General features: G+C 73.8%; 12 protein-coding genes. 3 read left to right on the forward strand and 9 right to left on the reverse strand.

Annotated features, from left to right (window positions below; genetic code table 11):
* Positions 1-2 precede the first annotated feature (2 nt).
* The 3 genes from DNK53_RS00290 to DNK53_RS00300 are packed head-to-tail and all read right to left on the reverse strand — an operon-like array spanning position 3 to position 3,279.
* Entirely contained in the window at positions 3-1,169 is a 1,167-nt protein-coding gene (locus tag DNK53_RS00290; RefSeq protein WP_110180348.1) for an acyl-CoA dehydrogenase family protein, read from the reverse strand.
* Positions 1,166-2,050 carry an HpcH/HpaI aldolase/citrate lyase family protein gene (locus tag DNK53_RS00295; protein ID WP_110180349.1) on the reverse strand — a complete coding sequence of 295 codons (885 nt, stop codon included), beginning with the start codon at positions 2,048-2,050 and terminating at the stop codon, positions 1,166-1,168. Before DNK53_RS00295 ends, DNK53_RS00290 begins: the two co-directional genes overlap by 4 nt.
* Positions 2,047-3,279 carry a CoA transferase gene (locus DNK53_RS00300; RefSeq protein WP_110180350.1) on the reverse strand — a complete coding sequence of 411 codons (1,233 nt, stop codon included), beginning with the start codon at positions 3,277-3,279 and terminating at the stop codon, positions 2,047-2,049. The genes DNK53_RS00295 and DNK53_RS00300 overlap by 4 nt, the downstream gene beginning before the upstream one ends.
* Positions 3,280-3,412: 133 nt before the next feature.
* Here DNK53_RS00300 and DNK53_RS00305 point away from each other — a divergent pair, with 133 nt between their 5' ends.
* Complete coding sequence (locus DNK53_RS00305; RefSeq protein WP_110180351.1) at positions 3,413-4,072, forward strand: GntR family transcriptional regulator; 660 nt, start codon at positions 3,413-3,415, stop codon at positions 4,070-4,072.
* Positions 4,073-4,104: 32 nt separating this feature from the next.
* On the opposite strand, the gene DNK53_RS00310 is transcribed toward DNK53_RS00305, so the two are convergent.
* The 5 genes from DNK53_RS00310 to DNK53_RS00330 are packed head-to-tail and all read right to left on the reverse strand — an operon-like array spanning position 4,105 to position 10,503.
* Positions 4,105-5,514 (reverse strand): MFS transporter, encoded by a 1,410-nt coding sequence (locus DNK53_RS00310; protein ID WP_110180352.1) that lies wholly within the window; start codon positions 5,512-5,514, stop codon positions 4,105-4,107.
* Between the two features lie 54 nt (positions 5,515-5,568).
* Positions 5,569-6,402: a CoA-transferase subunit beta gene (locus DNK53_RS00315; protein ID WP_110180353.1), complete on the reverse strand. Its 834-nt coding sequence runs from the start codon at positions 6,400-6,402 to the stop codon at positions 5,569-5,571.
* Positions 6,399-7,322 carry a CoA transferase subunit A gene (locus DNK53_RS00320; RefSeq protein WP_110180354.1) on the reverse strand — a complete coding sequence of 308 codons (924 nt, stop codon included), beginning with the start codon at positions 7,320-7,322 and terminating at the stop codon, positions 6,399-6,401. The genes DNK53_RS00315 and DNK53_RS00320 overlap by 4 nt, the downstream gene beginning before the upstream one ends.
* Positions 7,319-9,385, reverse strand: coding sequence for a TRAP transporter permease (locus tag DNK53_RS00325; RefSeq protein ID WP_110180355.1), 2,067 nt, complete (start codon positions 9,383-9,385; stop codon positions 7,319-7,321). Before DNK53_RS00325 ends, DNK53_RS00320 begins: the two co-directional genes overlap by 4 nt.
* The gene (locus DNK53_RS00330) at positions 9,385-10,503 is read right to left on the reverse strand and encodes a TAXI family TRAP transporter solute-binding subunit (protein WP_110180356.1); all 1,119 of its coding nucleotides are present in this window, start codon (positions 10,501-10,503) and stop codon (positions 9,385-9,387) included. The genes DNK53_RS00325 and DNK53_RS00330 overlap by 1 nt, the downstream gene beginning before the upstream one ends.
* Positions 10,504-10,702: 199 nt before the next feature.
* Here DNK53_RS00330 and DNK53_RS00335 point away from each other — a divergent pair, with 199 nt between their 5' ends.
* Positions 10,703-11,596, forward strand: a complete 894-nt coding sequence (locus DNK53_RS00335; protein ID WP_110180357.1) for an acyl-CoA thioesterase — start codon at positions 10,703-10,705, stop codon at positions 11,594-11,596.
* 42 nt (positions 11,597-11,638) lie between these two features.
* On the opposite strand, the gene DNK53_RS00340 is transcribed toward DNK53_RS00335, so the two are convergent.
* Complete coding sequence (locus DNK53_RS00340) at positions 11,639-12,559, reverse strand: LysR family transcriptional regulator (RefSeq protein WP_110180358.1); 921 nt, start codon at positions 12,557-12,559, stop codon at positions 11,639-11,641.
* Positions 12,560-12,655: 96 nt separating this feature from the next.
* On the opposite strand from DNK53_RS00340, the gene DNK53_RS00345 reads away from it, so the two are divergent.
* Positions 12,656-13,888 (forward strand): CaiB/BaiF CoA transferase family protein, encoded by a 1,233-nt coding sequence (locus tag DNK53_RS00345; RefSeq protein WP_110180359.1) that lies wholly within the window; start codon positions 12,656-12,658, stop codon positions 13,886-13,888.
* The last annotated feature ends 68 nt before the right edge of the window (positions 13,889-13,956 follow it).

Below are 13,956 nucleotides of genomic sequence, written 5' to 3' on the forward strand. Positions count from 1 at the left end.
GGTCAGGCTCCTTCGTTGCTGCGGTCGCGGGCGACCAGCTGGGCGGCGATGACGTTGCGCTGCACCTCGTTGGTGCCCTCGCCGAGGATCATCAGGGGGGCGTCGCGGAAGTACCGCTCGACCTCGTACTCCTTGGAGAAGCCGTAGCCGCCGTGGACGCGCATCGCGTCGATGGCGACCTGCATGGCGGTCTCGGAGGCGAAGAGCTTGGCCATCCCGGCCTCCATGTCGGCGCGGCGGCCGGAGTCGAGCCGCTCGGCGGCGTCGGCGGTCATCAGCGCCGCCGCCTTCGTCTTGGTCGCCATGTCGGCGAGCAGGTTGCCGACCGACTGGTGCTTCCAGATCGGCTTGCCGAACGACTCGCGCTGCTGGGCGTAGGTGACGGCGTCGTTGAGCGCCGCCTGGGCCACGCCGACGGCGCGGGCCGCGACCTGGATCCGGCCGAGCTCGAGGCCGCGCATCATCTGCTGCCAGCCGACGCCGGGCTCGCCGCCCAGCACCGAGGAGGCCGGGACGCGGAGGCCGTCGAAGGTGAGCTCGCAGGCCTCGACGCCGCGGTAGCCGAGCTTGGGGATCTTGCCCGAGACGCTGAACCCCTCGCCGGGCTCGACGAGCAGCACGCTCATCCCGGTGTGCGCGGGGGTGGCGTCGCGGTCGGTCTTGCACAGCAGCCCGATGAGGCCGGAGTGCGCGGCGTTGGAGATCCAGGTCTTGGAACCGTGGACGACGAGGTCGTCGCCGTCGCGGACGGCGTACGTGCGCATCCCCTGCAGGTCGCTGCCGCCGCTGGGCTCGGTGAGGGCCATGGTGGCGCGCACGCTGCCGTCGGCCATCCGGGGCAGCCACTTCTCCTGCTGCTCGGGCGTGCCGAAGGTGCGGATCAGGTAGGTGATGACCGAGTGGCCCCCGATGGCGCCGGCCAGGCTCATCCAGCCGCGCGCCAGCTCCTCGGTGACCCGCGCGAAGCAGGCGGTGCTCACGTCGACGCCGCCGTGCTCGGCGGGCACGAGGAGACCGAAGAAGCCGAGCTTCTTCATCTCCTCGATGAACTCCTCGGGGTAGACGTCGTCGGCCTCGTACTCGCGCACGTGGGGGCGGACGCGGTCGTCCACGAACTCCGCCACCAGGCGGACCATGTCCTGCTCGTCGGGGGTCAGCTGGCTGCTCATCGGGTCTCCTCCTGGGGGGACGGGGTCTCGGCTGAAGCGTGAGGTGCGGCTTGAGGTGCAGCGGGCGGCAGCGCGCGGGAGAGCACCCGGCGCGCCCGGTCGACCACGGGCTTGTCGACCATCCGGCCGTCGACGACGGCGACGCCGTCGTCCTGCGCCGCGGCGAGCACCCGCTCGGCCCAGCGCACCTCGTCGTCGGCGGGCGCGAAGGCGGCGCGGACGACGGGCACCTGGCGGGGGTGGATGCAGAGCTTGCCGGCGAAGCCGAGCCGGGCGGACGCCGCGGTGTCGCGGGTCAGCAGGTCGGGGTCGTCGAGGGCGGCGGTGACGCCGTCGACGGGGCCGGCCAGCCCCGCGGCGGCGGAGGCGAGGACGAGGGCGCCGCGGGTGGCCGCCAGCGCCGTCGCGTCCTCGGGGTCGACGCCGAGCTCGGCGGCGAGGTCGAAGGTGCCGACGGCGAGCCGGACGACGCCGGGGACGGCGGCGAGCGCGGGCGCCGCGAGGACGCCCCGCGCGGTCTCGACGAGGGCGACCGCCGTGGATCCGGACGGCAGGGCGGCCAGCAGGCCGGCCAGGTCGTCGGGGTCCTCGGCCTTGGCCGCCACGACGACGACCGGACCCGGCAGCCCGGCCAGCGCCGCGACGTCGGCGGCGCGGTCGGCCCCCGCGTTGACCCGCACGGCGCAGGAGACGCCCGCGGTCGGCAGCCAGGCGGCGACGGCGTCGCGCGCGTCGGGCCGCTGCGCGGGGGCCACGGCGTCCTCGAGGTCGAGGACGACCACGTCGGCGCCCGCGGCGGCGGCCTTGTCGAAGCGCTCCGGACGGTCGCCCGGGACGAAGAGCCAGGTGGCGGCCGCCGCCACGAGCTCGGAAGTGCTCATGCCGGCACCCCGCTGCCGTCGCGGACGACGCCGGCACGGACCAGCTCGTCGATCCGTCCGGCGGCCAGGCCGAGGCGCTCGGCGAGCAGCTCGGTGCTGTGCTCGCCGACCCGGGGGGCGCGGGCGTCGCTCGTGCCGGCCGAGCCGACCCGCACCGGCGAGCCGGGGGCCAGGTAGGCGCCCACGCCGGGCTGGTCAACGGTGGCGAAGAGGGGGTTGTCCCGCAGCAGGGCGGCGTCGTCGGCGGCCAGGTCGGCGAACGTGCGGTACGGCGACCAGAGGATGCGGGTGCGCGACAGCGCGGCCGAGACCTCGGCCCAGCTCCGGGTGCCCACCCAGGAGCCCACGAGCCCGAACAGCGCGGCCCGGTGCCGGTAGCGGTCGCCCTCGTCGGTGAAGTCCGCGCCCACGGCGCGCTCGAGGCCCGCGACCACCTCGCCGAGGCCGGTCATCTCCAGCAGGTCGCGCCACTGCCGCGGGGTGAGGGCGACGAACATGAACCGGACGCCGTCGGCGGTGACCAGGTCGGTGCCGAAGGTGCCGTGGACGTCGTTGCCCTCGCGCTCCCGCCGGCCACCGAGCTGGGCCTCGGCGAGGTAGCCGAGGTTGCCGGCCAGGGCGAGCGCGACGTCCTCCAGCGCGACCTTGACCGCGCTGCCCTCGCCCGTCCGCGCCCGGTGCCGCTCGGCGGCCAGCAGGCCGGCCGCGAGGTAGAGGCCGGCGGCGACGTCCCAGGCGGGCAGCACGTGGTTGACGGGGGACGACTGGCCCGCGGGGCCCGTGACGAGCGGGAAGCCGGTGCCGGCCTGGACGGTGTAGTCGACGGCCGTGCCGCCGTCGTGGCGCCCCGTCAGGGTCACGTGGACGACGTCCGCGCGGCGCGCGGCCAGCGCCTCGTGGCCGAGGTCGGGCCAGCGCTCGCTGTTGGTGACGAGGATGCCGTCGCCCTCGACCACCAGGTCGGCGACCAGCGCGCGCCCGGCGGGGTCGGCGAGGTCGACCTCGAGCGCGCGCTTGCCCCGGTTGAGGCCGCTCCAGTAGAGGCTGGTGCCCGACGGCGCGAGCGGCCAGCGGCCGCGGTCGGGGCCCCCACCCAGCGGCTCCACCCGGATCACGTCGGCGCCGAGCTGGGCCAGGGTCAGGCCGGCCAGGGGGGTCGCGACGAAGCTGGAGAGCTCCACCACCCGCATCCCGGCGAGCGGACCCGCCGGTCGCTGTGCGTCACCCATCACTGTCTCCTCGTCCGTCCGCATGACTGTGAATATAGAATATATTATGCATCATGGCTAGTGCGGCCGACCCGGCCGACCTACATTTGGTCCGCGGCGAGGTGGACCGCCCGACAGCAGCCCAGGAGGAACGATGGCCCGACCCCAGCTGAGCGACGAGGCGGCCGCCTACGTCCGCGAGCTCGTGCTCACCGGCCAGCTGCGGGCGGGCGAGTTCGTCCGCGTCGAGCGCGTCGCCGAGGAGCTCGAGATGTCCGTGACCCCGGTGCGCGAGGGCCTCCTGGCGCTGCGCGGCGAGGGCTTCCTGGAGCTCGCGCCGCGGCGCGGCTTCGTGGTCGCCGAGCTCACCGAGGACGACGTCCGCGACCTCTTCTGGGTCCAGGCCCGGCTCGCGGGCGAGCTGGCGGCCCGCGCCACCGCCCACCTGACCGCCGAGCAGGTCAAGGAGCTGGAGGCGCTGCAGACGTCGATCACCACCGCGCTCGAGCGCGGCGACCTCGACGAGGTCGAGCGCTGCAACCACGCCTTCCACCGCACCATCAACCTGGCCGCCCGCTCCCCCAAGCTGGCGTGGTTCCTGCGCGCCTCGACCCGCTACGTGCCCAACCGCTTCTACCACCGGATCGGCGGCTGGCCCGACGCCTCGCGCCACGACCACACCGAGGTCCTGGCCGCGATCCTGGCCGGCGACCCCGACCAGGTCCGCCGGGCCATGGAGGAGCACATCACCCACGCCGGCCAGCTGCTCGTCGAGCACGCCGACCTGCCGGTCGCCGCCACCGGCGGCGACTGACCCGGCCGGCGCGGCGACGCGGCGGGGCGCGGTCACGTCCCCACCGCCGGGGCGCCGGGGGCCCGCACCTCGGCCCGGGTCGGGGCGTCCTCGACGGGTGCGGCCGGGGGGCCCACCAGGACGACGGCCAACGCCACCGCCGCCAGCACCGCGGGGCCGGCGAAGACGAGCAGGAAGTGGCCCGTCGGGTAGCTCAGGGCCACCCAGGCGTAGCCGGCCGCCAGCCCCGAGAAGCGCACCATGTTGTGGATGCCGAGGGCGGTGCCGTTCGCCGCGGCGGGGCTGCGCATCACCCCCAGCGCGGCCACCGACTGGACCGAGCCGATCGCGCAGCCGGTGGCGGCGAGGACCACGAAGCCCGCGACCAGCGGCAGCGCCGGCCCCTCGAGCGAGAGGGCGAGCGGGAGCAGCAGCGGGGTGCAGACCAGGAAGGCCAGCCCCAGGTGCATGACGCGGCGCGGGGTGATCCGCTCGCCGATCCGCGACGACACGGGGGCGAAGAGCGCCATCGAGGCGGCCAGTGCGACGGTGATCGCGCCGATCCGGCTGGGCGAGAGCCCGAACTCCTGGCCCAGCTCGAGCGGGGTGGCCACGATGAAGATGCCGAGGATCGCCATCACCGCACCCGCCGCCACCGTGCTGCGCAGGTAGCGGCGCTCGACGAGCAGCCTCGGCTCGACGAGGGCGTGGGTGCTGCGCCGGGAGACGACGAGGTGCAGGAGCACCCCGACCACGCCGAGCGCCACCAGCGCGGCGGTCAGCGACCAGGTGCCGCCCTGGCCGACCACCGTGACGGCCCCGACCAGGCCGCCGACGCCCACGACCAGGGTGAGCATCCCGGAGACGTGCATGGCGGGCCGTCCGGCCGGGGCGGCGGGGACGAACCGGAGCACGAGCAGCCCCAGCACGCCGCAGAGGACCGCGTGGGTGACGAAGACGCCGCGCCAGCCGACCAGGTCGGCCACGACGCCGCCGAGCGGCGGGCCGAGCGCCTGCCCGATGCCGATCGCCGAGGCCCAGGCCGCCATCACCCGGCCCCGGTTGCGGACCCAGAAGACGCCGAGCGTCTGCTGGACCGCCGGGGGGATGCCGGAGCAGCCGAAGCCCTGCAGGGCGCGCATCGCGACCAGGACGGGGAGGTTCGGGCTGAGCGCCGCCCCCACCCCGGCGACGAGCATGAGGACGAGCGAGGCCAGCAGGAAGCGGCGCGGCCCCAGGCGCTCGCAGAGCCACCCGGCCAACGGCGCGAAGAGCACCATGGCCAGGGTGAACGCCGCCACCGCGAAGACGATCTCCCGCGGGGACGCCCCGAGGCTCGAGGCGATCCGGTTGATCGGCGAGGTGATGATCGTGCTCGACAGCGTGCCCAGGGTGGTGCACGCGACGAGCGCGACGTAGGCGACGCGGCCGGGCTCGGAGACCTCGGAGGGGGTGGTGGTCATCGCAGGGTCATCGCTGGGTCATTCGCTGGGTCATTCGCTGGGTCATTCGCTGGGTCATCGCAGGTAGAGCCGGACCGTGTCGATCTCCTCGCGCAGCAGCCGGACGTCCTCCTCGCGCGGCCAGGGGGTCACCGAGACCTCGTCGGCCACGGCGAGGTCCCAGCCCGTCGCCGCGCGGACCTGGTCGACCGTGACGCCGGGGTGGACCTGCGCGAGCTCGAGCTCGCCGAACCGGTCCGGGCGGCGGAGCACCGCGAGCGGGGTGATCACCGTCGAGACGCCGTGGCCCGGGGGCACGGCCCGCGGGTCGAGGTCGCGTGCGCGCACCGGGCTCGGCGAGGTGCAGAAGTCGAGCTCGGCGGGGAAGGCCCCCGGGTCGTGGCGCCGCAGCACGGTGATGCACTCGCGCGCGTTGGGCATGATGTCGGCCGCGCCGCCGGAGCCGGGCAGCCGGACGGTGGGCCGCTGCCAGTCGCCGATCACGCTGGTGTTGAGGCTGCCCCAGCGGTCCACCTGGGCGGCGCCCAGGAAGCCGACGTCGACGTGGCCGCCCTGCAGCACGTATCCGAAGAGTGCCTGGAGGTTGACCACCGCCTCGGCGCCGGAGACCAGCACCGAGTCCGCGATCCCCTCGGCCATCCCCTCGGGGTGGGCGCCGCAGACGCCCGACTCGTAGACGAGCTGGATGTCGGGCTCGACGGTCCGCATCGCCAGGTCGACGGCCAGCGTCGGCAGCCCGACGCCGGCGAAGACCCGCCGCTTGCCGGCCAGCTCGCGGGCCGCGACGGTGGCGAGGAACTCCGTGCTGGAGACCGTGATCCCGGCGGGGCCGACGAGGGTCTCCCCCGCGCCCGTGCCCGTGCTGGTCTCCGTGGTCGTGCTCGTCATGCGGACCTCCGTCCGTAGTCGACCTGGCCCGACAGCCGCTCGCCGACGGCGTTGCGCTGCCAGCGCTCCTCGCCGAGCCGCTCGAGGTAGGCCTCGCGGTCGGGGAGCTCGTGCACCCACTCCTGGAGCCAGGAGCGGAGGAGCTGCGGGTCCTTGCTGATCGCCGTCCACTCCCGGTAGAAGGCGTTGTCCCGGTCGTAGTGGCCCTGCACGTACGACGGGTGGGCGCCGCCGGGGCAGTGCACCACGGCGTCGACCGCGTGCGCGGGGACCAGGGTCCGGTTCGGGTCCGACCGGACGACCTCGTCGTCGACGACCTCCTCGACGGTGACGATCACCTTCCGGGCCGCGTAGGCGACCTCCTGGATGGCGCCGACGATCCCCCACACCTGCACGTTGCCGAACCGGTCGGCGCGCTGGGCGTGGACGACGGTGACGTCGGGGGCCAGGGCCGGGACGACGTGCACGTCGGGTCCCCCGTAGGGGTCGGCCACCTTCCGGATCTGCGGGTTGAGCGCGGGCAGGTCGCTGCCGGCGTACGACTTGAGCGGGAAGAACGGCAGCCCGGCCGCGGCAGCCTGGTAGCGGCCGTACATGCCGTAGTGGCTGTACTCCTCGACCTCCAGGGGCTCGGGGTCGGCCCGCTCGATCCGGCGCCGCAGCTCGTGCAGCGAGCCGGCCGAGCCGGAGGCGAAGAACGACGCGACCAGCTTGCGCACGCACCCCGCCGCGATCATCTGGTCGGCGACCAGGTCGGGGGTCATCCGGCAGAGCGTCAGGTCGCGACGGCCCTGCCGGATGATCTCGTGGGCGGCGGCGAAGGGGATCAGGTGACCGAACCCCTCCAGCGCCACGGTCATGCCGTCCTCGACGTGCTCGGCGATCGCCTCGGCGAGGCCCGTGACCTTGACCTCGCTCACGACGCCGTCGCCCCCGCCGGGGTGGCCGTGGCGGACGCCGCACCGGACGCCGTGCGCTCGGCCTGCTGCGCGGGCACGGCGCCGGGAGCCGGCGCGGTCGAGCCGGCCGCCGGGGCGGTCGCGTCGTCGCCGGGACCCGGCCGCGGCGGCAGCACGCGGGTGACCACGCCCAGCGCCACGACGATGCCCAGCCCGACCAGGCTGCTCGTCAGCTCCGGCGCCAGGATCAGCGCGCCGGCCGGGACCCCGATGATCCGGACCACCGGGTGCAGCCGGCGCTCCAAGCCGATGGCGTAGCCCTCGAAGGCGCAGGCCATCACGAAGACGCCGACCACGGCGAAGACCAGGGTGACCGCGATCTCGCTCGCCGTCCCCTGCGCCACGAGCGCCGGGTTGGCCGCGAAGCAGAAGGGGATCACGTACTTGACCATCCCGAGCCGCATGGCCGTGAGCGAGGTCTGCATCGGCCTCGTCCCGGCGATGCCGGCCGCCGCGAAGGAGGCCAGCGCCACCGGCGGGGTGATGTAGGAGACCGTCGCCCAGTAGATGACGAACAGGTGCGCCGCGATCGGGTCGATCCCGAGGGTGACCAGCGCCGGCGCCATCACGATGGCGAGCAGCACGTAGACCGCGGAGACCGTCATGCCCATGCCGAGGACGAAGGAGGTGATCGCGCCGGCGACGAGGATCAGCACGACGCTGCCGCCGACGGCGCTGACCAGCTCGCGGGCCAGGGAGAGGGAGACGCCGGTCATCGACAGGCCGCCGATGATCAGGCCCACGCCGGCGATGATGCCGAGGATCTCGGCGATCGTGCGGCCGGCCTTGAAGACCACGTCGACCAGGCCCTTGGGCGAGAGCCGGTCGCTCGGGCGGACCATCGTGTAGACCAGCAGCGCGGCGGCGATGATGAACGGCGCCTGGGCCTCGCGGCGGTAGACCACCAGCAGGAAGGTCAGCCCGGCCAGCGCGGCGACGTACGGCCAGCCGCGCAGCAGGGTGCCGAGGAACTTCGGCAGCTCGGAGCGCTTGAGCCCGCGCAGCCCGCGGCGCGCCGAGTAGGCGTCGACCTGGGTGAAGATGCCGAGGTAGTAGAGCAGCGCCGGGATGGCGGCCGCGAGGGCGATCTCGCTGTAGGGGACGCCGACGAACGAGACCATGAGGAACGCCGCGGTGCCCATGATCGGCGGGGTGATCGACCCGCCGGAGGAGGCGGTGGCCTCGACGCCGGCGGCGTACTCGCCGGAGAAGCCGTCGCGCTTCATGGCGGGGATGGTCAGCGGGCCGGTGGTGAGCACGTTGGAGACGGCCGAGCCGCTCATCATGCCCATGCTGGCGGAGCTGACGACCGCGACCTTGGCGGAGCCGCCGCGGCGGGTGCCGAGCATCGACTGGGCGAGGTCGTGGAAGAACGCGCCGCCGCCGACCGACTGCAGCACCACGCCGAAGAGCAGGAAGCCGACCAGGATGCCGGCCGCGGTCTGCAGCGGGAGACCGAGGATGCTGTCGACGCCCATGGCGTGCATCCGCGCCGCACCGTCGAGGTCGAACTGGATGCCCGTGAGGAAGTCGACCGGCATCTGCGAGGCGAAGAGCGGGTAGACCGAGAAGACGCCCGCGATCAGGGTGACCACCAGGCCGGCGGTCCGGCGCAGGGCCTCGAGCACCAGCCCCCAGAGGACGTAGGAGGCGACCAGCGCCGACGTCGGGCCGCCGTAGTCCCAGCCCTGGTTGAGGATGTTCTCGGCGTTGAGGCCGAACCAGGCGGGGACCGCGAGCGCCACCGCGGCGAGCAGGACGTCGTGCCACGGCACGCCGTGGCGCTGGGAGGCGCGCATCGGGAACGCCAGGAAGACGATCGGCAGGAAGCACGCCAGGACGAAGTACAGGAACGTGTTGCGGAGCATGCCGCTGCCGAACGGGTTCCAGTAGAAGACCTGGCTGATCGTGATGGCGATGCCCGCGAGGGTCAGCGCCACCACCACCCAGCGCCAGATCCCCCGGCAGCGGGCGACGGAGCCGTGCTCCTCCTCCGCCTCGACGAGGACGTGGGTCGTGGTCATCAGGACTCCAGGTTGTCGTTCTTGTAGGCGACCCAGGCGTCGTGGACGTTGCCGTCGGCACCCTCGGTCTCGACGAACTCGTCCCAGGCCTCGTCGAGCTGCTCCTCGCGCTCGAGCAGGGCCTCCTGCTGGGCGGCCGCCTCCTCGGTCCAGGCGTCGTTGGCCTCGAGGTAGGCGATCAGCCCCTCGTGGAACGGCACCTCCTTGGGCACGACCTGGGCCTGGTCGAGGTTCCACGCGTCGGTGGTCGCGGTGGCGTCCTTGAAGGAGTCGTAGTTGTCGTTGATCGCGGCGACGATCGCCTCGACCTCGTCGGCGTCGGCGTCGGCGTAGGTCACGACCGGGACCGTGTAGAGCAGGCCCTTCGCGCTCTCGCCGTCCTCGAGGCCGGGGGCGCCGGTGAACTCGCCGATCTCGGTCGACGGGGCGATCTCCTCGACGGCCTCCACCTTGTCGGCGCTGTCGTCGTCCATGCTGAGCCAGCGCACGGGGAAGGCGGACTCGAGCTCGTAGAGCGAGGCGCCGTAGACCTGCTGGAAGAGCACGTCGATCTTGCCGTTCTGCAGGGCGCCCGGCTGGTCGCTGTAGCCGACCTCGACGACGTCGACGTCGTCCCAGGTGAGGCCGCCGTAGGCGAGGAACGCCTCGAGCTTGTTGTTGACCGACGGGTTGGCCGTGATCTGGGGGAACTTCTTGCCCTTGAGGTCCTCGAAGGTCTCGATGCCCGAGTCGTCCTTGACCATCAGGCCGTGGGGGGCGACCGGCGCCCAGACGACGCGCAGGTCCTGGGGGCCCCAGTCCTCGGTCGCGAAGTCGTAGTCGCCCTCGAAGCCGAAGATGTACTCGTCGCCGGTGCGGGCCAGCTGCGCCTGCTCCTCGCGGAGCGGCGTGAGGCGGCCGACGGCGGTGTCGGAGGTGATGACCCGGACGTTGGTGCCCTCGTTGGAGGTGATCGCGTCGGCCACCGCGGCGACGTCGGCGTAGGTCGAGGTGCCGGTCCCGTAGGTGCTCCACACGATCTGGCTGGGCATTCCCTCGGTGACCTCGGCCCCACCGCAGGCGGTGAGCGCGAGGGCCGTGGCCGCAGCCAGTCCGGTCCCGAGCAGAGGCTTCCTCATGGGCTGTTCCCTTCGTCGTGGACCGCGTGCTGGGTCCCGTTCATGACCTGTGTCTCAAGTCACTGTGCGTGATGCGGGTCGCATATATCCAATACTTTGTGAGGCGCTGATTGATGTCGAGGGGGTATCAACAGGGGCCTACCGGGGAGTTCCCTTGTCTCAATAGAGTGGCCGGCGTCACCCGACGAGAGGAAGTCCCGTGTCCCCCGCCAGCAGCACGCCCACCCACGCGCCCGCCTCGGAGGCGGCCGTCACCCTCGACGAGCTGCTCCGCCTGCTCACGCTCCGCGAGGAGGACGGGTACGCCGTGGGGCAGCCGCAGCAGCACCCCGAGGACCGGGTCTTCGGCGGGCTGCTCCTGGCCCAGGCGGTGGTCGCCGCCGGCCGGTCGGTCCCCGCCCACCACCGCCCGTTCACCCTCCAGGCCGACTTCGTCGCCGGCGTGCCGACCGACGAGCCGCTGCGGTGGCGGGTCGACCACGTCTCCGAGGCGGCGAGCCTGACCACCCGGCGCACCACCCTGGTCGCCCCCGACGGCTCCGAGCGGTTCACCGCCCTCTCGCGCTGGGGCAGCGTCCGCGACGACCTCGCCGACCACCGACCGGCCGCGGCGCGCGCCGCCCCGGCGCCCGAGGAGCTCCCCGGCCTCCCGGAGCGGTTCGGCGACGACGAGCGGATCCCGCGGTGGTGGCGCGCCGAGCGGCCCGTCCACTTCCGGCACACCGAGGCGCCGCCGTACGTCGAGACGACGGCGCGCCAGGACCACCAGTCCGCCTGGCTGCGCACCACCTCCGCCCTCCCCGACGACCCGGTGGTGCACGCGGCGGTGGTCGCCTACGTGACCGACATGAGCATCCTCGAGGGCGCCTTCCGGGCGCTGGGCTCCCGCAGGCACGCTCCGGGCAGCCGGATCCTCAGCCTCACCCACACGCTGGCCTGGCACGCCCACCCCGACCTGAGCAGCTGGCACCAGTTCGACAGCGAGGTGCGCGCGGTCGCCCACGGCCGCACCCAGGGCGAGGGCCGGATCTTCGACCGGGACGGCCACCACGTCGTCACCGCGGGCCAGGTCGGTCTCGTCCGCCTCGCCTGACCGGGCCTGGGCCCGGGCCCGGGCCCGGGAGCAGGCTTTCCGTCAGACGACGGGCGCGTCCGGGGCGCCCGGCGGGGTGGGCAGCGCCTCCTCCGAGGCCCGCAGCACCTCGCGCAGGGCCGGGTTGTCGTCCCCCTCGCGCCAGGCCAGCCGGGCGTAGACGGGCTCGCGCCACTCCGCCAGCCGGACCATCGTGATCCCCTCGGTGCGGACGTTGGCCACCGCCGTGTCGACCGTGAAGGTGATCCCGACCCCGGCCGCCACCAGCGCCAGCGCGGTCCAGGAGTCGGGCGCCACCTGGACGATGTCGGGCGCGTAGCCGGCCTCGTGGCAGGAGCGCACGAAGGCGTCGCGCACGCTGGACCCGGGGTCGGCGGGCAGGGTGATGAAGGGCTCTCCGAGGCACTCGGCCATCGAGACCTCCTCGCGCTCGGCGAGGGGGTGGCTCGACGGGACCGCGAGGACGTAGCGCTCGGCGGCCACCGCGCGCGAGACGATCCCCACCGGCTGGACCACGAACCGCACGAAGGCCAGGTCGAGCTGGCCGTCGACCACCGAGCGCAGCCCTTCGTAGGCGTAGGTCACCGACTGCATGCTCAGCTCGATGCCGGGGTGCCGCTGGCGGACCAGCCGGGCCAGCCCGCTGATCAGCAGGTGGGAGGAGGGGCCCGCGAAGCCGAGCCGCACCCGACCGGTCTCCCCCAGGCCGGCGGCCCGGACGGCCGACCGCGCGACGCGCACGGAGTCCAGCACCTGCTGCGCCGGCTCCACCAGCGCCTGGCCCGCCGTGGTCAGCCGCACGCTGCGCGTGGTGCGGTCGAAGAGCTGCGCGCCCAGCTCCTTCTCCAGCTGCTTGATGGTCCGGCTGAGCGGCGGCTGCGCCATGTGCATCCGCTCGGCCGCGCGGCCGAAGTGCAGCTCCTCGGCGACGGCGAGGAAGGCCTGCAGGTGGTGGAGCTCCATGACCCCGTTCCTACCACGATTGATGTCGCGGCGTACACAATCAACTCAGCATTAGGTATTGGACGTGACTCAATCTTCTGGGCCATCGTGAGCGACATGGATCACACCGCCGACTCCTCCCTCCCTCTCGCCGGCATCACCGTCGTCGCGCTCGAGCAGGCCGTCGCGGCCCCCCTGGCCACCCGCCACCTCGCCGACCTCGGCGCCCGGGTGATCAAGATCGAGCGGGTCGGGGAGGGCGACTTCGCCCGCAACTACGACCACGCCGTCCAGGGCCTGGCGTCGCACTTCGTGTGGCTCAACCGCGGCAAGGAGTCGGTGGCCCTCGACCTCAAGGACCCCGCCGGGCTGGCCGCCGCGAAGGCTCTCGTCGCCCGTGCCGACGTCTTCGTGCAGAACTCCGCGCCCGGCGCGGCCGCGCGCCTCGGGCTCGACGGCGAGCAGCTGCGCGTCGAGCACCCCGGCCTGGTGGTGGTCAACATCTCCGGCTACGGCACCGCCGGGCCGCGCCGCGACCGCAAGGCCTACGACATGCTGATCCAGGCGGAGGCCGGCCTCATCTCCGTCACCGGCACCCCCGACACCGCCACCAAGACCGGCGTCCCCAGCGCCGACATCGCCGCCGGGCTCTACACGACCCAGTCGGTGCTCGCGGCCCTGCTGCGCCGGGCCCGGACCGGCGAGGGCGCGGTCGTCGACGTGTCGATGTTCGACGCGACGGCGGAGTGGCTCGGCCACCCCATGTACATGCAGATGTACGCCGGCCGGCAGATCCCCCGGATGGGGCTCAGCCACGCCTCGATCGCGCCGTACGACGCCTACCCCACCCGCGACGGCCAGATCCTCATCGGCGTGCAGAACGACCGCGGCTGGGTCGCCCTCGTCGACGTGCTCGAGCGCCCCGACCTGGCGAGCCACCCGCGGCTGGCCACCAACGTGCTCCGGGTCCAGCACCGCGAGGAGTGCGACCGGGTCGTCGGCGAGCTCACCGCGCAGTGGACCACCGCCGAGCTCGACGAGCGGCTCGCCGCGGCCGGCGTCCCCGCCGCGCAGCTCAACGACATGCAGGGGCTCATCGACCACCCGCAGCTGGAGGCCCGCGACCGGTGGCGCGAGGTCGACAGCCCCGTCGGCCCGCTGCGCGCGCTGCTGCCGCCGACCACCTTCCGCGACGTCGAGCTGCCGATGGGCGCCGTGCCCGCGCTCGGCTCGCACACCGCCGCGGTGCTGGCCGAGGTCGGCCTCGACGACGACGAGGTGGCCCGGCTGCTGGCCTCCGGCGCCGCCCAGGCCGCCGACGCCGACCACCCCGTCGCCGTCACCGGCTGACCGCTCGACTCCCCCCCACCTGCCCCGACCTGCCCCGACCACAGAGACCTGACGAGACCAGGAGTCCC

The sequence above is a fragment of the Nocardioides solisilvae genome, assembly GCF_003194625.1.
In the GTDB taxonomy this organism is placed as follows: domain Bacteria; phylum Actinomycetota; class Actinomycetes; order Propionibacteriales; family Nocardioidaceae; genus Nocardioides; species Nocardioides solisilvae.